The sequence below is a fragment of the Cupriavidus sp. 207A1 genome (assembly GCF_057798955.1).
In genome coordinates, this window is sequence record NZ_JBYOJO010000005.1 from 338864 (window position 1) to 358188 (window position 19325).

Annotated in this window: 13 protein-coding genes; 6 read left to right on the forward strand and 7 right to left on the reverse strand. The window is 62.5% G+C overall.

The window, feature by feature from the left end; genetic code table 11:
- The first annotated feature begins 24 nt into the window (after window positions 1-24).
- A complete protein-coding gene (locus AC3FMM_RS11820) occupies window positions 25-2934 on the forward strand; it encodes a type VI secretion system Vgr family protein (RefSeq protein ID WP_488686642.1) in 2910 nt (969 codons plus the stop codon).
- 123 nt (window positions 2935-3057) lie between these two features.
- The gene (locus AC3FMM_RS11825) at window positions 3058-5175 is read left to right on the forward strand and encodes a hypothetical protein (protein WP_488686643.1); all 2118 of its coding nucleotides are present in this window, start codon (window positions 3058-3060) and stop codon (window positions 5173-5175) included.
- A gap of 19 nt (window positions 5176-5194) precedes the next feature.
- Here AC3FMM_RS11825 and AC3FMM_RS11830 read toward each other — a convergent pair whose 3' ends face one another.
- A complete protein-coding gene (locus AC3FMM_RS11830; RefSeq protein WP_488686644.1) occupies window positions 5195-6061 on the reverse strand; it encodes a formylglycine-generating enzyme family protein in 867 nt (288 codons plus the stop codon).
- Window positions 6062-6607: 546 nt separating this feature from the next.
- On the opposite strand from AC3FMM_RS11830, the gene AC3FMM_RS11835 reads away from it, so the two are divergent.
- The 4 genes from AC3FMM_RS11835 to tssA all read left to right on the forward strand — a co-directional run bounded on the left by AC3FMM_RS11835 (window position 6608) and on the right by tssA (window position 10410).
- Window positions 6608-6754, forward strand: a complete 147-nt coding sequence (locus tag AC3FMM_RS11835) for a hypothetical protein (RefSeq protein WP_488686645.1) — start codon at window positions 6608-6610, stop codon at window positions 6752-6754.
- Between the two features lie 124 nt (window positions 6755-6878).
- Complete coding sequence (locus AC3FMM_RS11840) at window positions 6879-7949, forward strand: DUF6708 domain-containing protein (protein ID WP_488686646.1); 1071 nt, start codon at window positions 6879-6881, stop codon at window positions 7947-7949.
- Window positions 7950-8077: 128 nt separating this feature from the next.
- On the forward strand, window positions 8078-9217 hold the full coding sequence (locus AC3FMM_RS11845; protein ID WP_488686648.1) for a DUF6708 domain-containing protein: 1140 nt from the start codon (window positions 8078-8080) through the stop codon (window positions 9215-9217).
- Window positions 9218-9318: 101 nt separating this feature from the next.
- Window positions 9319-10410 carry a type VI secretion system protein TssA gene (tssA, locus tag AC3FMM_RS11850; protein WP_115714251.1) on the forward strand — a complete coding sequence of 364 codons (1092 nt, stop codon included), beginning with the start codon at window positions 9319-9321 and terminating at the stop codon, window positions 10408-10410.
- A 55-nt stretch (window positions 10411-10465) separates the two neighbouring features.
- Here tssA and AC3FMM_RS11855 read toward each other — a convergent pair whose 3' ends face one another.
- From AC3FMM_RS11855 to AC3FMM_RS11880, 6 genes are all read right to left on the reverse strand, one after another.
- Entirely contained in the window at window positions 10466-11344 is an 879-nt protein-coding gene (locus tag AC3FMM_RS11855) for an OmpA family protein (protein ID WP_115713420.1), read from the reverse strand.
- On the reverse strand, window positions 11341-12330 hold the full coding sequence (gene tagF / locus AC3FMM_RS11860; RefSeq protein WP_115713419.1) for a type VI secretion system-associated protein TagF: 990 nt from the start codon (window positions 12328-12330) through the stop codon (window positions 11341-11343). Before tagF ends, AC3FMM_RS11855 begins: the two co-directional genes overlap by 4 nt.
- The gene (tssM, locus tag AC3FMM_RS11865; RefSeq protein ID WP_488686649.1) at window positions 12327-16283 is read right to left on the reverse strand and encodes a type VI secretion system membrane subunit TssM; all 3957 of its coding nucleotides are present in this window, start codon (window positions 16281-16283) and stop codon (window positions 12327-12329) included. Before tssM ends, tagF begins: the two co-directional genes overlap by 4 nt.
- 60 nt (window positions 16284-16343) lie before the next feature.
- Window positions 16344-17837 carry a hypothetical protein gene (locus tag AC3FMM_RS11870; RefSeq protein WP_414247758.1) on the reverse strand — a complete coding sequence of 498 codons (1494 nt, stop codon included), beginning with the start codon at window positions 17835-17837 and terminating at the stop codon, window positions 16344-16346.
- A gap of 58 nt (window positions 17838-17895) precedes the next feature.
- On the reverse strand, window positions 17896-18165 hold the full coding sequence (locus AC3FMM_RS11875) for a PAAR domain-containing protein (protein WP_018007548.1): 270 nt from the start codon (window positions 18163-18165) through the stop codon (window positions 17896-17898).
- Window positions 18166-18252: 87 nt separating this feature from the next.
- Entirely contained in the window at window positions 18253-19110 is an 858-nt protein-coding gene (locus tag AC3FMM_RS11880; protein WP_116314304.1) for a M15 family metallopeptidase, read from the reverse strand.
- Window positions 19111-19325 lie beyond the last annotated feature (215 nt).

Below are 19325 nucleotides of genomic sequence, written 5' to 3' on the forward strand. Positions count from 1 at the left end.
CTCGTGACATCGCGGGAGTAATTCATGGTTTCAGCGACCGACCTGGCCAAACTGCTTGGCGCCGCTTTCTCGCAGGCCAACCGCTTGCTGCGCCTGCAGACGCCCCTTGGGCAAGACGCGTTGATGCCGGAGCAACTGCAGGCGGCAGAGCAGCTGGATGGTGGCGGGTTCCGCATCGAACTGACGGCGGTGTCGGATAACGCCGGCATCGAGGTGCAGAGCCTTCTGGGCCAGGCGGTGCGCGTTGACCTGCTGACCCAGCGCAGCCGCGCCACGCTGCGGCCCTTCCATGGCCACGTTACCCGCTTTGAGCGCGTGGGCGCCAACGGCGGGCTGGCGCGCTACCGGATCGTGGTGGAGCCCTGGCTGGCCTTCTTGCGCCATCGCCGCGACAGCTTCCTGTTCCAGGACATGTCGGTGGTAGACGTGGTGGACAGCGTGTTCGGCGACTACAACGGCCAGGGCAAGCTGGTGCCGGCGTGGCGCTGGGCGCTGCGCGATGCTGCGGCCTATCCGCGCCGCAGCATCGTCACGCAGTACGAAGAAAGCGACTTCGATTTCGTGACGCGCCTGCTTGCCGAAGAAGGCTTGTTCTATTACTTCGAGCATGAAGCCGCCGATGGCGAGGCACTCGGCACGCACCGCATGGTGATCGCCGATGCCAACGATGTCTTCCAGGACAACGAACAGGCCAGCATCCGCTTCGGCCGCGCCGATGCCACCGCTGCCGAAGACGTGATCGACCGCTGGCAAGGCGTGCGCAGGCTGCAGACCAATGCCGTGGCCGTAGCCAGTTGGGACTATCGCGCCAAGGCGGTGCGCAGTGCCGAGGCCGGTGCGCCGGCCGAGGGCAATTCAGCCGTCCCGGCCCTGCAGGATACCGACTATCCCGGCCAATACTGGTTCGAGGACGGCGATCGGGCACAACGCCAGGCACGGCAACTGGTGGAGGCGCTGGAAGTCCGGCGCCTGTCGTTCTCTGGCGAGGGCAGCGTTCGCACGTTGGCGCCCGCCAGCCGCTTCATGCTGACCGGCCACTTCGACTACGAGCGCGTGCAGGAAGACGACGAGCGCCGCTTTGTGGTCCTGGCGGTGACGCACGCGGCCCGCAACAACCTGAACGAGCGCTTCCGGGGCGTCATCGATCAATTGCTCGGGACAGGCCAGCCTGCCGCTGCGCCAGCCGACGGTACGTCGGCCGCCGCGGATGTGCCGTTCTACCGCAATCAATTTACGGTAGTGCCGGCAAAGATCCCCTACCGCCCGCAGCGGCTTGACGGACAAGGGCGGCAGCTACACCCGCGTCCCACCGTCACCGGCGCACAGACTGCCATCGTCGTCGGCACGGACGGTCCCGTGCATACCGACCGCGACCATCGGGTAAAGGTCCAGTTCCACTGGCAGCGCGGGGCCCGCTCGGCCAGCCGTCTCTCTCATCCTGCGGGCGACGACAACGCCCGCGCCGAAGCCGGTTTGGGCACCTGGGTGCGCGTAGCGACCCCGGTTGCAGGCGCAAACTGGGGCGGCGTGGCACTGCCGCGCGTCGGCCAGGAAGTGGTGGTGGAATTCCAGCACGGCGACATCGACCGCCCGGTCGTGATCGGTGCCGCCTACAACGGCCGCGGCCAGGCCAGCGCCCAGTACAACCAGAACCAGACCGGCGCTGCCAATGCGACCGGCAACGCACCGGCGTGGTTTGCCGGCAGCAATGAGGCCTCCGATGGCAAGCAGGACGGCAACGGCAAGCCCGACGGCCAGCAAGGCCATGCCCACAAAGCGGTGCTGTCCGGCATCAAGACCCAGGCCCTGGGCCACAGCCAGGACGGTACCGGCGGTTACAACCAGCTGGTCTTCGACGATACCTCGGGACAAAGCCGCACCCTGCTATCCACCACACAAGCGGCCTCGGCCCTGACGCTGGGTCACCACCTTGAACAACGCGACAACGCCCGCCAGGCAGCACTCGGTCACGGCGCCGCGCTGGAAACGGCGGACAGCGGCGCCTTGCGAGGCGGCGCAGGCATGCTGCTGACCGCGCACGGCGCCGGTACCAGCGTGCCCTTGCTCGACAGCGAGGGCGCCGCGACGCAGGTGGAAGCCAGCGCCGAACTGCTGACCTCGCTGGCCGATGTCGCGCGCAAGCAGAAGGCGGACTTGCCGGACGAGCCGGCTCCTTCCGAACTCCCCGCCATCGCGCAACTGAAGCACACCACCGAAGTGCTGCGCCATACGGAAACAGGGGCCGATGGCAAGGCCAGCGCCACTGCCTATAACGAGCCCCACCTGCAGGTGTCAGCACCCAAGGGCATCGCCTCAACCACGCCCGCCGATGCGGTGCTGGTCGCGGGTACGCAGCTGACCGTGGCGGCGCAGAAGGATGCCAATGTGGCGGCGGGTGGGAATCTGTCGGTGGCGGTGGCGGATGGGCTGAGCTTGTTTGCGCATGGCAAAGGTGGGGGTGAGTCCGCGGCGGGGATTGCCATGCATGCGGCGAGCGGGAAGGTGGGTGTGATGTCGTTTGAAGGCAGGGTCAGCATAGCAGCCGACAAGGTCGTTTCTCTTTCGTCTGTGCAGGGCATAGTCAATGTCGAGGCACGAAAACACGTGCTGTTGAATGCTGCCGGGGCCCAAATTCGCGTCGTCGGTAGCCAAATTGAAGTACATGCTCCGGGTATGACGACTTTTAAAGCGGCGCAGCATCTTTTCACTGGGCCTGCGGGTTCCGAAACGGAAAACACTTTACCTAAGGCCAAGCCCGCGTACCACGAGCAATTTGTTCTACGTGATGAAATCAGCAATGAGCCGGTCGCATTTCGTCATTATCGAATCGAAGATGCAAAGGGCACGCTACTGGCCCAAGGAATTACCGATGAGCACGGTCGAACGATGCGTGTTTATACGGAAAAACCAGAAGAAATCAAGGTGTTCTACTGAGCGGATATTGCCATGTACGACGACAAGACATCGACTCCTGACAATGACACGTCCGCCGGATCCGCACCAGACCGAGAGACTCCACGAGAGACGGCTCGGACTAATCCTAGGCCGAAGAGCGAGGTGGTCACCAAGGTTCGGCCTGAGCCTCTTCTGGTCTTCAGACCTGAAACAGGAGAGTTCATCTGCGTACCCGCCGAAGAGGTGACTGCGTTTGAAAATGCTTGCGCATTGCTCGACCGGGTTATTGAGGCCTTCCACGCTGCGAATGAAAAGGTCGATAAGCTGGCAGAGCGCTTGCACAAGTTACAGACGTCGCCGTTATCAAGTCCAGCAGAACGCAGCACGGCAGAGCAATCCCTGATGAAGGCATATCAGGAAGCTAAGGCAGCGCAAGAGAAGTTGCGGGGGACGCTCGAGCCGCTTGACAAACTGGACGGGGGGCATAAGTCCATCGTTGAACTAATCCCGATATACAAGGACAAGGCGGGGCGGGAAAAACGGAGCTTCCGTAAATATACGGCACGATATGTACGGTCGGACAGAATCAAGACCGCATGGGACAGATACGTGCCGACCGGCTGGGAGCAGTTGAAAGGAACCGCTAAAGAGCAGAAATCTGGCGACAAAGCGTTTCTTTCGCGTGCCAACGGGACTACCAAGATCGATACGAAGGAACTAAAGAAAGGCCTCACCGAGCTTGAGAGAAAGTTCAAGACCGATCTGATTAAAATTGATTCCCATGCAGTGCAAGGAATACTTTTTCCCTGGGCGGAAAGTTGGAATAAGAGCCTTCAATATGATCGCGCCAACTCCAATCCGGACGCTGCGCTCAAAAACAATGTCGATCTTACCGCTCAGGCCCAGTTGATGCGCTATTTTGCCGGCGTCGGTCTCGCTGCTGAGTGGGATCCGAAGAAAGGCGAATGTGCTTTGAAGGCGGGAGCCAGGGCAGAGTTTGCGGTGGCGGAAGCCAAGGCCTCTGCCAAGTTCTATTTTCCGGACAAGGTTGGCTGGATTTGGCAACTGACAGATAAGCAATCAGACAAGTCGACTGCGATTCGCTTCGCGGCTGAACTCGGCCTATCCGGCATGGCCGGAGCGAGTGTCGTCGCGGAACTAGGCGTCGCCATTAACTATAAGGACGAGAAACGAAAGGAGCTCGGCCTCTATGGTGCAGCTGTCAATGGGGCCGGTGCCAGACAACGAGAACTAAAAATCAACCAACGACCCATCGACCCGGCCGTAAGCGGCGAGTTGGAGGCGTTTGCTGGTGTGAAGGCCGAGCTCAAGTTACTTGGAAGTGTTCAGTGGCTAAACCCTGAAGACTTAGCTGGAGGGTATCAGGACTTCGCGAAAGTTGGTCCGGCAGTCACCGGCATGCTCGGTGCAGGTGCGGGATGCATGCTTGAGCTTACATATGCGGCAGGAAAGTTTCGTTTCCGGGCCATGGCGAGTGTTTGTCTTGGTGCGGGCGCGAAGGGTAAGTTAGAACTCGAAGTGGATGTTGGCCAAATTGCGCAGTTCTTTAAGTGGTTTGCTTACCAACTTTACCATGCGGATTATACGCAATTGAAGTTCGTTGCTAGAGCGACCTTTGATCTGATTGTTCGCATCCATGTCATGTTGGTTGAGGGCTCTATCAAGGATGTCAGGGAGGTGGTGGGCTGGGCGCAAACCACGATTCAGACAGCATTTAACAAACTGATGGTCGAGTTCGAAAAAGAAGAGCGCAGAGTCAAATTAATGGAGCGTATCCTTTCCACTGATTCAAAAATAATAAGGGAAACGGTTCCTGAAGCCAAGGGGGTTATGCTGTATCAGCTAACTAGACATGATTGGCGAATCGATGGTCTGGATACACGTAATCATAGGGGGCGATATTATGGTCGTAGAAAAGATGCGGTTAAGAAGATCCTTCGCGAAGCGCAGACGAAAAGAGATTTCGATAACATTGTTCAGCACATGACGCGGGACGGAAAAAAGGGAAATTATACTGAAAATCGCGCGCATATTGAGAGATTCTTAAATATGGGGATTATAATGGATGCTTCAGATGACGAGGAGATTGACGGCTTCTATTATCGACTGCAAGCGTCCCTCAAGCTTGAGCCCACCAGAGGATATCCGATGTGCTCAAATAACACATCTGCCTACCTTGCACAATGCGGTGTCGGCGGTGACCATCCAATGTTAGTCGATATCGGATCGATGCCAATGCCAAGCACCGCTCTAGCATAAAGAGTGCGAAAGCTGGCCGTCACTCTATTCTCGTGGTCGAGTTGAGTACGCAGCGAAAGCCGATGTCTGCTTCTCGATCTGAAAACGGTTGTTTGCCTATGTAAACGACCTTCTTATTTGGGGGGGCTTTTTGCCGATACATCGTCACAGCGGTAGCGTAATCGCCCTCCAATCCGCGAATAACCTTCTCTTTTCCAGTCTTAGGTCCTTGCGGATTTTTCCGTGGGGACTGTTGGTAGTACGTCGCAGAGAACCAATCATTCACCCAATCTCGGCCGTTGCTTGACATGTCATAAAGACCGATGGGGTTTGGCGGAAATTTAGCTATCGGGTATACATTTGGAGAAGATATTCCAGGCATCATCGACTCGCGTTGCTCGTAACTCGCAACATTGCGTCCCTCTTCGTAATGGCCATTATCAGTCGCCCATGGATGATATTTTCCGCCGCTTCTGGCTGCATATTCCCATTGTGCCTCTGTTGGCAGATCGAACGGCAAATTTGTCAACTTACCAAGCCACAGGCAATAGTTTTTGGCTTCTTGCCAATTGACTCCCGCAGGAACATTTGGAATTTTTCTGTAGTCTCTCTCGTTGGCAAATTCCGCAATTCTACGAGCACCAGTTGACTTCGTGTAGATGTCGAATTCCTCATAAGTCACCTTGTACTTGCCGATGGAAAAGCTATCCAGATCAACGTCATGCAAGGGTTTAGATTCGTCCTGACTTGTGTATGGCAACTTATCTAGAGTTGATATGGATCCAAAGTCCCCCATCTTGAAAGTGCCACCTTTGATATAGACAAGATTCGATTTCGTTTTTTTTATCAACGTGAGGGCATCCGCGTTCGGTTCTAACGCCAGAGGCGACGCGATGGTAGGTGTCAAAAGCGAGGCTGCTAGCATAGAGCGGAGGAGAGTTTGGGCCGGTTGCATGGTTAGAACGTTTCTATTGGTAGAGTATGCATTCTGCAAGAAATGCGTTAAATTTTCTAGTGCATGTTTGACACTAATTTTTTGCTCAGCCACATCATAGAGACATCGCTAGTCGAGCGCCGACGCCGGTGTCCCAGAGACTTGATACTACGATTGATTACCAAAAAGGCTTCGTAGTTGACTTGGTATTTCCCAATGGAGAAACTGTCTAATTCCACTTCATGGAGAGGCTTCGATTCGTCTCGGAGGGTAATAAGGGAGTCTATCTCCGGTGGTAATTGACCAAAAATCTTCCACCTTGAATGTCCCGCCTTTAATAAAAGGAAGGGTTGCCTTGGTCTTGTTGGGGAGTGCTCGTACATCATCATCGAGCTGGAGTGCCCCAGGATGAGGGGGCAAAGAACGTGATAGCAGAGGCTATCAAGGCGTAGGTACTAGAACGGCGAGCGTGTTGCATGTCTTCGCATCCCAAATAGCGGTGGGTGGGCTGAATTATGTGTGACATCGCCAGAGGTCTCTAGTCATATTGACAAAAGTAACAAATATGACCACCATGCGTTGCGCGGCCTGCGCGGCCTGCGCGGCCTGCGCGGCCTGCGCGGCCTGCGCGGCCTGCGCGGCCTGCGCGGCCTGCTCGAGCCCTGAGGTGGTTGCGCTGGCGGTCCCGTGACCATGTGTCACTACTGTCGGCGGCAAAAACTGGCGTGCCAATCATCGGATCAAGTGGACGGAGGAGGGGCTGCCATGACGGGCCGTGGTGAGGATCTATATGAAAGAGGGACAGTACGCCGGATGGCTGACGCGATACAAGGTAAACCGCCCACTACATGCCTATGAAGATGAAGAGCACTTGGCCCCAAGGCTGCCGATCAAGGACCTTCCGCCGAGCGATCATGGTGTTCTGAGGGTCAACTCGACCTTCGTCGAGTATATGGATCGCTTCTTTCTGGTGCGAGGTTGGGCTGCCATGGGCGGAGCGCCGTTTGTCGCAATGGGGCTTACGTTTGTGTGGCTCATCGCCTCGACAATGTACGCGCCGCGGGAAGATGGGACTCCGCGCGATCCTTCGTTCATTACTGCAGATTGGATATTTCTAATCGCGTGGTTGTTGTTCGCGCTGTGCGTTATAAGATTCATCTGGCTCAAAGACTTCTTTCGCTACACCCATTACCCGATTCGCTTCAATCGCAAGAACAGGACCGTCTACGTTTTTCGGCACAACGGCCCAGGTGGCGTAATGACCGTACCTTGGGACAAAGCCCATTTTTTTATCGGACGCTCCAGCCCCGCCATGGGCGGGCAGAGCACCTTTACTTTCGACTTGCGCTGCAATGTCCTGGATGAACAGCGGATTGTGCGCGATACGTTTGCCGTTGGCATGGATGGCAGCAGCAGCCGCGGGGCAGTACTTGAGCATTGGGAGATGGTGCGCCGTTACATGGAAGACGGCCCACAGAGCCTCCCGTTTCCACCACTGGCGCTTACAGTTTCGACGGAAGCAACGTTGCGAAATATGGTCATCACTCAGGTCAGCGGACAGTTTTCGGGTCTTTTAAGCATCCTGATGTTGCCCATCACGTTGCCTTGGGCCCTGTTTCGTTACCTGGCCATGAAAACCTGCCAACGGCCTGCCTGGCCGGCGGATGTTGAGGCGGCGTGCGCAATCGACCCGAATGATCCCTTTGTCCTTGAGGAGCCGCGCTACGCAGGCGATGCCAAGACAGGCGGTCCTGCGGGTGACGAGCGGTTTTTGGCCTACCGCGAGCGAGCGCTGAAGATGGCCCTGGAGTACGATGCAGAGCGAAGGAGTCGTCTCGGTCCGGATGGGACAGCTGCCTAAAGGGATTCGAGTCCTGAATCGTGCTATTGGATGCTGGCGATCTGGGCCTTGGCCAATTTGACGACCGCCTCCCATTCTCCCGGTTCAAATTGCCGGACGGAAAAGCAGAAACAGGCAAGGGGGGTATCATGTTCGGTCGCGAATACGAATACGCACGCGCAAGGCGTCGGTCCGTCGCCAAGGGCCGTGAATTGTTGAACATTGAAGGACAGCGCCGCTGGCGTGTCAACGAGGCGGGCGCAGCTGAAGGGGTGTTTGTCCCTGGCCGAGGCGTCTATGCGCAGAACGATGCCTACCTGGAACTTGCCAACCCGGGCTTCGGTGTGCAGAGCATGGTGACGTCATGGGCGTTGCTGGTACTGCTTGGCTGCCTGTTCACGGTTTGGGTCTGGTATGGCCTGGCTCTCCACCCGCTGCTGTCTGGCAGGATATTTTTCCTGGGCTGGTCCGAGCCCTATGAATCGGCGATGCTTCCGTTGGTGATCGGAGGCTGGACGATTTTGTTGTTCCTCTCGGCCGGCTTCGTGTTCCTCGTAATCATGATGTTCGTTGGTCTGGGAGGGCGTACGGCATTCTTCGGCCCCCTGCGCGGGCGTATTCGGTTCAATCGCAAGACGCGCCAGGTCTATGTCTTGCGCCCAGACTATTGTGGCGGCAACAAGGTGTTTGCATGGGGCCGGCTGGAGGCCGTGCTGAAGCCCTTTCCCGCACGCATGGAGCCCAAAGTGGTCCGCTACAAGCAGGCCCAGCCACTGGCGCTTTACCACCCGCCATTCAAGGCTGAGGATCCCGCCGCGGAGGGCGAGGACGTTATCTTTATCGAGTCCGCGACGACCGCGTACTACCCGGACGGCGTTGCAGGCCTGTGGGAATACATTCGCCAATATATGGAGGAAGGTCCTTCGGTCGACGTGATCCCACCCAATGCGCCGACGACATTCAAACAGGTACCCCGCTACCTGCCACCTGCCTACAGCACCTACTGCGGAATGCCAAGCGCTGCGCAATGCAGGCTGGAGATGGATGCGTCGTTCTATCTACCCCTGTATATGGCCCTGGCGCAATCCACTTGCGCGTGGCCGCGCTTTCCGAAGGCCTGGGAGAGCGATTCGGGTATTGGAGAGCCAGAGGATAGGCCGGTGCAGACAGGTGCTGTGATGACTGCGATGGTGTATCGCGCAGAAGGCAAGCTGGCCCAGGCAGATGAAGTGGAGTTCATGAGGCGCTGGGGTACTGCAGAGGGCCTCGACGAGGCGATGGTGCGTTAGCTTCGTTGTTTGTAATTTGGATACGATGGGTAACTCTTTGAGACTTAGATGGCCCTTCCAGCGGTACACTTCCCCCTTGTTTCCAAAGCTGATTGACCATCATGGCTTCCCTCCAGTTCGACCGCCTGCTTGCCCCCCTTCCTGGCGACCAACCCTGTGGTGAAGACCTGCTCTTCTCTGCTGAATTCGACCGCATTCAGGAGGCGCGCCGCTTCGATGACCCGTCGCTGGACCAGGGTGACTGGGTGACGGATATCAAGGAGGCTGACTGGCGCGAGGTCATCGGCATCGCCACCACGCTGCTGCAGGACCGAACCAAGGACCTTCGCCTTGCGGTCTGGCTGACCGAGGCGCTCTCCAAGGAACGCGGGCTCGCCGGGCTGCGCGACGGCTATCACCTGACGGCGGAACTTTGCAGCCAGTACTGGGATCACCTGCACCCGGTGATGGAAGCCGATGATGTCGACTACCGCACCGGCAGCGTAACGTGGCTGGCAGGGCGATCGAGCCAGCTGATCCGCGAGATTCCGCTGGTCGATGAATCGGCCGGCGGCTACTCGTACGTTGACTGGGAGGTTGCGACGCATCTGGCCGAAGCGATCCGCCGCGACCCTGAGCAGGCGGATGAACTGGCACAGGGCAAGGTCAGCCAGGAGCAGTTCGAGGCGGCGCGGAAGAAGACGCCGGCGGCATTCTATACGGCGCTGCATGCAGACCTGGTGTCCTGCGAGGCAGCCCTGAAGCTATTGGGCGATGTACTGGACGAGCGGGCCGGCGAACATGCGCCAAGTTTCCGCCAGGCGCGCGAGGCGCTGGAGGCAGTGCGTATGCTGGTGGAGCGCTTCGTCGGCAAGCCGGTGGAGCGTCCCGCCGGCGCAGAGGCAAACCAGGCATCGTCCTCGCCTGCGCAGAGCGGGCATGCAAGCGTGTCGGCTGACGCTGCCGATGCCATGCACTCCGGTCCCATTCGCACGCGCGCCCAGGCACTGGCGCAATTGCGTGAGGTCGCGGAGTTTTTCCGTCGCACGGAACCGCACAGTCCAGTGGCTTATCTGGCCGCACGCGCTGCGAAGTGGGGGGACATGCCGCTGCACGCGTGGCTGCGCACGGTGGTCAAGGACGATGCCACGCTGTCGCAGATCGAGGAGCTGCTCGGCGTTACCTCAGATCCTTCGGCTGATCACGACGCGTAATTCCAGGCCACGCCGGCAGTATCGATGCGCCGGCGTGACGCACAGCAATGCCGGATTACTGCCCCGCCCGGAACTCGATCCTCCGGTTCTTCGCCCGTCCTTCCTCTTTGTCATTCGGCGCCACCGGCTGGTCCGGACCCACACCCACCGCCGTCAGCATGCCGGGCTCGCCGCCCTTGCCGATCAGGTAGTTCTTCACCGTCTCCGCGCGTGCCTGGCTTAGCGTCAGGTTCAGCGCGCGGCTGCCGGAGTTGTCGGTGTGGCCGACAATCTCGATCTTGCGCCCGCTCAGGCGCGGCAGCACCGCGGCCATTTCATCGAGGATGGCGCGGCCCTTGGGCGTCAGCGTGGCGGCACCGGTCTCGAATTCGATGATCCGGTTGGCCAGGGTCTGGTCCAGCAGGTTCTGTTCGGAAGCCGGCACGCGCAGGCCATTCTTCACCGTATAGCTCTGGCCCAGGCCGGTGGCCATGTCGCTGGCGATCTGCTGGCGCTGGGCCTCGTTGCGCACGTCGCCGTGCACGGATACCTGCGTGCCATCGATGCTCAGCTGGCCGCGGCTGACCTGCTTGATTTGCGGCGAGAGGATCTTCTGCACATTGGCCGACCAGTTCGGGGGCGAGACCACGTTGCCGACTTCGATCTGGTCCACCACGTTGGCGCTGCCATACAGCTCGCGCAGGCGCGCCAGGACACTGGCCTTGGTGGCTTCGTCAGGGACCGCGCCGCCTGCGACAACGCGGCCTGAAGGGGCCGCTGCGGACGCGGCAGGCGTGGCGGTGGTGCCGGGATCGCCCGGCGCGGCATGGCCGGGCAGCATGACCAGCGCCGCGAGCAAGCCCGCAGCCAGTGCAGGCGTGCGTGTTCCAACGGCGGCGGAGGCAGCCTTGACGTGGGCCACCCGGTTGCGTACTGCATTGACACCCATGCTCATTCCCCGGCAAAGACTTCACGGAAGGTGTCGAGCGCCAGGCGCAGCGACAGCTGCGGCTGGTCCATGTAGCTGACGAACTTGGCCATGCCGTAGTCTCCGTTGACGTGTTGCTCGACCCATTCCGGGTCATCGATATTGATGTTCTGCTCGGCATAGGCCAGCGGCGAGATCACGCCGTGCAGCGTGCGTGACGAGGCACCGTTGAAGCCGATCACCAGCCGCTCGTTGCCGCCAATCTGCCCGAGGAAGATCGACAGTTCAAAGTCGGCCCGGTGCAGGAAGCGCGAGACCAGTTCCAGCCAGAAGCTCGCCACCAGGCTGCGGTAGAGCGGGTCGGCGGGCAGCGGCAGGGTCAGGCCCTTTTCCAGGTGCGAGGAGCCGGACGACATCAGCGGCTGCAGCAGGATGCCGAGCGCCAGCAGCGTGCGGCGCAAGCGCACATGCTGGCCCTGGCCGGCCAGCATGTGCTCCAGGCCAGCCACGGTCTGGAAGTCGATGAAGTCGGCAAAGCTTGCGTCGTGGCTCTGCGCGCCGGCACCGGTTTCCACGCCCAGCTGGGCCTGGGCCAGTTGCTGCAGGCCTTCGGTCGCATCGGATGCCTGTGCGAGCGCATGCATCTGCTGCCCGGCGCGCGTCCACAGGCGGGCCAGCGCCAGCGGGCTGCGGGCGATAAATTGCAGGGGGCGCTCCACCTCCATCGCCGCTGCCGTCAGGAACGGAAAGCGCCGCGACGACAGGTCGCTGCTGGCCATCAGCGCACCCGCGATGGCGAGCTTGCTTTGCGAGCCCAGGAAGGCAAAGTGCATTGGCTTCCACGCGTCATAGCAAGCCTTCCAGGCCGGGTCTTCGGCCAGCAGTTCCATGCCCTGCGCGAGCCAGCGGTCCAGCGTATCGAGCAGCTGGGTATTATTGGCACTCTTGACGAAGTCGCCCCGGGACGGGATTTTGCCGAAATAGGACAGCTGCAGTTGGGTCGGCTGGCTCATTGCGCCGTACCTCCTTGGTTGACTTGGGCCGAGGCCTGCGCGCTGCCCTGCATGCTGGCCTGCGGGTTCGGAACAGGGGGTGCGGACGGAGGCGCCGCGGGGGAAGTCGACGGCGAAGCGGCCGGGGGCGTCGCGGTGTTGAGTGGCGCATTGGCGTCGGCGATCGCGGTCGGCAGGCGCAATCCGCGCAGGCCCTGGCTCTGCGGCGAGTCGGAAGCGCTGGCATTGCCCGCGGTCTGCGGGCTGCTGATGATGCGCAACGCCACGCTGACCGCGATGTTGTCGCGGCTCCAGGTCAGGTCGAAGGCGCCATCGGGGCGGCGCTTGCGTGCAGCGGTCGCAATCAGGCGCTCCAGGCCGAAGCGGCCGGGCTCGTTGAGCAGCTCGACGGAGCGGCCGTCGAAGGTCGTCGCCGTGATCTTTGCACCGGGCGAACCCTGCGGGTTGGGCCAGACAAAGTTGGCCCACTGCGCCGGCGTATTGCGATAGCGCAGCTGCTGGCCGTCGATCTCGACGGTGTACTCGGTGGTGCCGGTCGCGGGCGTCGGCAGGATCTGGAATACGGTCTGCTGCGCCGCAGCAGCCGTGGCGCCGCCACCGCCGCCCGCCGCGCCGCCGGTCAGCGGCGCCACCCAGCGCGTGAAGTTGGTGGTGAACTCCGGCGCCAGCGTCAGGCCAAGGTCGCCCCAGGTGCGCGCGGCCAGCATGTCGCCGCGGCGCACCGACAGCGGGCCGATGGTGGCGGTGGTGAACTTGGCGATGGCGCCCTCCGGCCCGAAGATCTGGCCGATTTCTGCCGCGCTGGCTTCGATCTTGGCATCCGAGGCAAACGGATACTTTGTCGCCAGGGTCTGGCTGAATGGCTGGTACACCTGTGCGTTCCAGACCTTGTTGATCTCGACACTGGCCGGGCGGATCACCACGGCGTAAGACTGCAGCAGCGGGCGCACCAGCAGCGGCCGCAGCGCCTGGCGCTGGCTGTCGGTGAGGCCGGTCATCATCTGCTCGTCGACATACTTCAGCGCATCGGCCAGCTCCGAGCCATTGCCGTCCAGCGTCTGCTGCATCAGCTGGCGTGCGCCGGGGCCGGGATCGCCCTGGTTCTTGAGCTGGTTGAAGCGCGTGCGCACCTTCGACAGCGATTCCATGTAGCCGCGCAGCATCGAGTTGTTGTCATGCATGACGACGATGCGCGCCAGGCCCGAGAACTCCTTGCCGACCGGGCCCATCGGGATGGTGCCGGCGGCAGCGTTGGCGCCGCTGACATCGACATTGACGCTGACCTGCGAGGGCGTGCCACGCGAGATCAGGCGCTTGAACCAGTCGAGCATGCCGGACTTGGCTTGCTTCAGGCCGGCATTGAGCAGCGAGGGGTTGTCCCACGAGGTCTGCTCATACGCTGTGTCCAGCACCTTGCGGATCGGCGAGTTGGCCGGGTCGCCCAGCAGGTTCATGCTGGCCACGGCCTGCTCGAAGCTGCCGAAGTCCTGGATCGTCACGCCCTGCATGAAGCGCTGCCATTCCCGCGCGTACTCGGTCTTGTACATGGTGACCAGCGTCTTCTGGATCTGCTCCGGGCTGCCTTCCAGGGTCAGGTCGTCGCGCGCGGCGACGTTGAGCACCCAGTCCTTGCTCTGCAGTTCCTTGCTGGCGGCCTCGCGGATGGCGGGCTGCACGTAGCCGAGCCAGGCTTCGCGGGTGAAGGTGCCGGGCACGGCGTAGCTGCCGGCGACCACGGAGGCGCCGGTGTCGCCCACGATGCGGGCGACGGTCATCGGGGCAAAGCGGGTGGAGGCGCGGGCCTTGATCTCGGCGTAGGCGCGCTCGCGCGCTGGCATGCCGCGCACCACGCGGCGCAGGTTTTCGCGGGACTGGTCGACCAGCGACAAGTTGCCTTCCAGCAGCGGCCAGTTGTCGTCGTTGACACGGGCCAGGAAGAACGACAGGTTGCGCTCCGCCGATCGGATCAGCTGCTCGCGCGGCATGTTGCCGCGGTTGTCTTCCAGCCAGCCGCGCCAGAAGCGCGTCATCTGGTCAGTCAGGTGCGCGACCTCGACGTGGCGCTTGTCGGCCAGCATCAGGTAGGTCTTGAGCGCGTTGTACGCGTCTTCCACGTTGGTGGGGGAGGCGTCGGTGTAGCGCTTGCCAGCGGCGGGCGTGGCGGCGCTTGCCGTTGCCGTGGCAGCGGGCGCGGAAGCCGGTGCTGACGACGGCAGCGACGTCGCGCCCACTGCGCCGGTTTCCGGCGGGCGCACCATTGGCGCAAGCTGCTCGGGATGCGCGTTGACTTCCGCCAGGAAGGTCTCGATGGCGCCGCCGACCGGTTTCAGCATCACCTGGCGCAGGCCGTTGTAGTACTCGTCCAGCAGCTTGTGCTGCAGCGTGTCGCCCTGGTACAGGCCCAGCGACAGCGCCAGCGGATGGTCGGCGCGGAAGCGTTCCAGCTGCTCGATGCGGTCCTGCAGGATGTCCAGCGCTTCCAGCCGCGCCTGCAGGTCGACGCGGTTCTGCTGCATCTTGACGATCTTGTCCAGGTCCGCCTGCACGTTGGCGGTCAGCTGCCGGTTGCCAAGGAACGACCAGGTCCAGCCCCCCAGCAGCAGGCCCAGCACCAGCACCAGGCCAAAGAAGGTGGCAAAGCGCAGCCGCGTCTTGGCGGGGCTGGCGAACTGGCGCACGGTGCGGCGGTCGGCAAAGATGACCTTGGAGAACAGGTCGCGCAGGAAGAATCCATTCTTCGAGAACACCTCCCGGTTGCCGGCCACGCCCTCCAGCTTGAGTCCGAATCGGCGGGCGATGCGCTCGGCCGAGACGCTGGTGGTGCTGGCCTCCTGTACCGCGCTGGTGAAGTAGAATCCGCGGAACACGGGCTTGTACTGGAACGGGTTCTCGTCGAACAGCGTGACCAGGAAGGCGCGCAACGTGGGCTTGACCGAGGCGAACTCCAGCGGAAAGCTCAGCAGCCCCGGCGACAGCTTGCCGTTGCGGTGCTGCGCGATCTGCGCCACGCTGATCTCTTTCAGGCCGTCGCACAGTTCGTCGAAGCGCTGGTCGAACACGGCTGCGACGTCGCGGCGCTCTTCGGGAGCGAAGGGCAGGGTGGCGCCCCAGACCCGGTCGCGCTCCTGCTTCTCGTTGTCGCCGAAGAATTCGGTAAAGCCGGTGATCAGGTCGGCCTTGGTGAACATCACATAGACCGGCGCGAACACTTCCAGCCGCTCGGTCAGTTCCTGCACGCGCTGGCGCAGGTTCTTGGCCAGGTTGATGGCGAACTCGGGCCGGTTCTGCGTCAGTTCCGGAATGCTGACCGTGACCACGATGCCGTTGATCGGCGCCTTGGGCCGATAGCGCTTGAGCAGGTCCAGGAAGCCGAGCCATTCGCGCCGGTCTTCCTCATGCACGGCATAGCGGCCCGCGGTATCGAGCAGGATGCCTTCGGTGGTGAAGAACCAGTCGCAGTTGCGCGTGCCGCCAATGCCGTGGATCACGGCGCTGTTCTTGTCGGCGAACGGAAACTGCAGGCCCGAGTTCAGCACGGCCGTGCTCTTGCCCGCCGCGGGGTTGCCGATCACGATGTACCACGGCAGCTCGTAGAGCGCCTCGCTGCCCGACATCTGCCCGAGCTTCGAGGTTTTGATGGTCTTCACGGCGCTGGCCAGGCGCGTGCGCAACGCCTCCACCTCGTCGCGCTTGTCGGGCGGGGCGGCCTTGGCGGCCATGTCGGCCTGCTGCTCGAGGATGCCCTCGAGCTTGCCGCTGGCCCGGCGCGCGCGCCAGCGCTTCCACAGGTAGGTGGCCAGCCACGCCAGCAACAACACGCCCAGGACGATGGCGACCCAGGCCAGCCCGATTTCGAGGGTCTGCGCCATCAGCAACAGGAAGACGGTCAGCACGACCACGCCGAATACCGACAGCGTGCGTGTGTGGGTCAGGAAGTTAAGGATGCGATGCATGTTGCCTTTGGCTTGGGAGCAATACGGGATTCGGGGGCGCGGTGCGGGTCAGGCTCTGGATCACGCCGGCAGGATCGCGACGGCGCCACGCTGCTGCGCGTCGCCGGCGCTCAGTGCCAGCACGGGCCGGCCGCCATCGAGCGCCAGATAATGGGCCACCACCACCGGCAGCAGCGCACCGGCAGCGCCGGCGTAGCCGCACGGCAGGCCCAGCGCCAGCAGGTCGGCAACGGGGTCCAGTGTGGGGAAACGGGTGCTGACGACCTGGGCGATCTCGACGGTGCGCACGGGGTGGACGCCGGTGTCTGTGACGATGGTTGCCACTGCCGCCGGGGCTTCTTCGGACTGCGGCCCGGTGTCTGCTGCATCCTGGGGCGCGGCTTCGGCCTTGCCGGCAATGATCTCGATCGCCTGGGTGACAGCCTGGGCCAGTGCCTCGAGCCGTGGCTGGCCGTGGTCTGCCGTAGGTGCTTCCAGGCGGGCCATTGCCGTGCGCGTGATGAGGATCGGTGCGCTATCGGCTAGGGCGTCGGCATCCTCGTCCGTGCCGGTCTTGGCCGCCCCGGCGGCAGGCTGGTGCGCGCCCAGCAGCACGCCGGCGGCGGCCTCGCCCGGAGTCCGGCCGTGCGGGCACCGCGCACTGAAGAGCTGGTCTTCCTGTTCCAGCGCTTCGACGGCATTGGCGCCGATCAGCGAATCGGCGGCCACCAGCATGCGCAGCGCCGGCTGGCCGTCCACCGGGCGGTTCACGGCCTGGGTGGCGCGATCCAGTAACAGCAGGGCATCGCCGTCGCCGCGCGCGGCCGTGGCTTCGAGTGTGAGTCGTGCGGCTGGCCAATACTGGGACAGGCGCTCGCGCAGCCAGTCCCCTGCCGCGGCCTGCCGCGTTTCCGGCCAGCCGCGCGGCAGCAGCATCGTGACCACCAATGGCGCGGTGCTGTCCGGCACGGCCATGTCGTGGCCGGCAGGCGCGTAGACCGCCGCCTGCATGGCGAGTTCGTCGGTGACCTCGGCTGCCAGCGCGAGCGCCCGCAGGGCCTCGTCGTCCCAGACAAGATCAGGCGTGCGCGCGGCGAATTCCGTGTGCAGGCTTTCGATATCGATCGACTCGATCTGGGCAGCAAAGACAGGTGCGGGCAAGCCATCCATCGCCACCAGGCCAGGTCGGTTGCCGGCCTTGGCGGCCTCCGCCAGCGCATCGGGCGCGTTGCCGGCGGGTGTGCGCACGGCAGTGGCAAGCAGCGCCGCGCGCCAGTTACGGGTCGGATCGTTGGCCTCCGCATGCGCCCCCTCCGCGGCATTGCCGGCTTCTCCCGGCGCCGCAGTGGCGGGCGTTTGGCTGGCGGCCGCGACATTGGTACGGATCCCGTCCAGGGCACGCTTGATGACCAGGTAGGCAGCCACCATGCCCGCCGGCATCAGCGCCAGGTGCGTGACGATGTCCGTGGTGGTCGGCATCCGGTTGATCGACTGCCACCAGGCAATGGTCGCGACCCACACCACGGCGAACACCGCGAACAGGATCAGCGTGGACTTGATCAGTCTTGGAAACATGGTTTCGTGTCGAGAAGCGGCGGAAACGCGTTTGAAACGGCCGTTCGTTGCCGGGACTTCATGCGCTGCCGGTCACGCCCTGGCTGGACAGCAAGGTTGCGCCACAAGCGGTCTTGTCGCCGTGGCGCGCGGCGGCACGGCCGTCGATGATCACGTTGGGGTCACCGGTGACGATGACGGTTGTGCCGCCATGGCCGGAGCGAGGGCAGGTAACGCGATCTCCCACGCACGCAATGCCCTTGCCGTTGGTGCTGGTGTTGCCCGAGGCCGTGATCACCACGCCGCCGTGGTCGGTCTTGTCGCCCAGCAGAATGAAAGGACGTGCCACTACGCTCTCCCCAAATTGCGCCGGCCAACCGCTGCCGGTCCTGTATCCATGTTCCTGCCAGCCCCGCCATGCGGGGCGATCGTGCCGCTATTGCTGCGCCGGCCGTTTGCCAAGCACTCCCGGCCGGCGCAGCTCGACGTGCCCGAGATCCATCATCTTCCAGCGGCCGCCCCAAACCAGACCGGCCGACTCGGCGGCACGGCCATACAGCTCGTAGCCGCGCATGGCCCACGGGTCTTTCTCGCTGATCACCAGCTTGCCGTCGCGGTAGAAGGCACTGTCCGCGGCCAGCCCGAACTGGTGGTAGCTGTGGTAGGCGCCGGCCTGCGTCACATGGCTGCCCATCGCCGCCAGCTTGGCCTGCCGTTCCGGGCTGCGGTAGCCCTCCAGCAGCGCCATTTCATAGCCGTGCTCGTCGCGCATGATCTTGTAGACCAGCAGCAGCCTCTGCCTGAATTCGGCATCCAGCTGTTCCCAATCCCGGCTGGCTTCGCGGATCGCGGGGCGGATCAGCTCCACCTCGCGCGTGGTGAACACCTCCGGCGGCAGCGGTGGCGGCGGCACCAGCCGCTCGCCGTTGAGCAGCGCGGCGATCTGCGGGTCCGGCTCGCGCACGCCGTCATCGTCCTCGAACTGGAACACCTGCCGGTGACGCAACGCCAGCGCCAGCACCGGTGGCAGCGTCACCACCCCTGCAGCCGCCAGCACCAGCGCGCGGCGCTTGGCCAGGAAGTCCCGGGCTGAGGCCAGCGTCGAGGTGGCGTTGCCGACCGAGTGGCGGATCGAACTGGCCGATTGCGAGCCTGCCGTCGCCGCACTAGTGCTCAGGCGGCGCCATTGCGAGCTCGCCATCGCAAAGCAGCGCTGCCGTACTGCGGGAAGAAGCAGCACGGCAGCAGCGGCAACCATCAACACGAAATAGAGGACCAGTGCGACAAAGACCATGCTTACCTGCTTGACCGGGCTGGCCCCGGGCGGTGAAGGTCCGCAAGGGCGCCGAGCATATTCAGTATTTTTTACATCTGTATTCGATTTGATCTCAATCCGCGGTGACGTGCCCCGTATCGGGTTTGTCTTTCGACGATGCCAGCCGTAGAATCCGGGAGTCTAAGGCCAAAATGATCGAATCTGCCATATATGACACAACGGGTCGGTAATTG

Excerpts from the sequence above, each read along its gene's own strand:
- AC3FMM_RS11820 (WP_488686642.1), top strand. The coding sequence starts at position 25 with ATGGTTTCAGCGACCGACCTGGCCAAACTGCTTGGCGCCGCTTTCTCG.
- AC3FMM_RS11840 (WP_488686646.1), top strand. The coding sequence starts at position 6,879 with ATGAAAGAGGGACAGTACGCCGGATGGCTGACGCGATACAAGGTAAAC.
- AC3FMM_RS11845 (WP_488686648.1), top strand. The coding sequence starts at position 8,078 with ATGTTCGGTCGCGAATACGAATACGCACGCGCAAGGCGTCGGTCCGTC.
- tssA (WP_115714251.1), top strand. The coding sequence starts at position 9,319 with ATGGCTTCCCTCCAGTTCGACCGCCTGCTTGCCCCCCTTCCTGGCGAC.
- AC3FMM_RS11855 (WP_115713420.1), bottom strand. The coding sequence starts at position 11,344 with ATGAGCATGGGTGTCAATGCAGTACGCAACCGGGTGGCCCACGTCAAG.
- tagF (WP_115713419.1), bottom strand. The coding sequence starts at position 12,330 with ATGAGCCAGCCGACCCAACTGCAGCTGTCCTATTTCGGCAAAATCCCG.
- tssM (WP_488686649.1), bottom strand. The coding sequence starts at position 16,283 with ATGCATCGCATCCTTAACTTCCTGACCCACACACGCACGCTGTCGGTA.
- AC3FMM_RS11870 (WP_414247758.1), bottom strand. The coding sequence starts at position 17,837 with ATGTTTCCAAGACTGATCAAGTCCACGCTGATCCTGTTCGCGGTGTTC.
- AC3FMM_RS11880 (WP_116314304.1), bottom strand. The coding sequence starts at position 19,110 with ATGGTCTTTGTCGCACTGGTCCTCTATTTCGTGTTGATGGTTGCCGCT.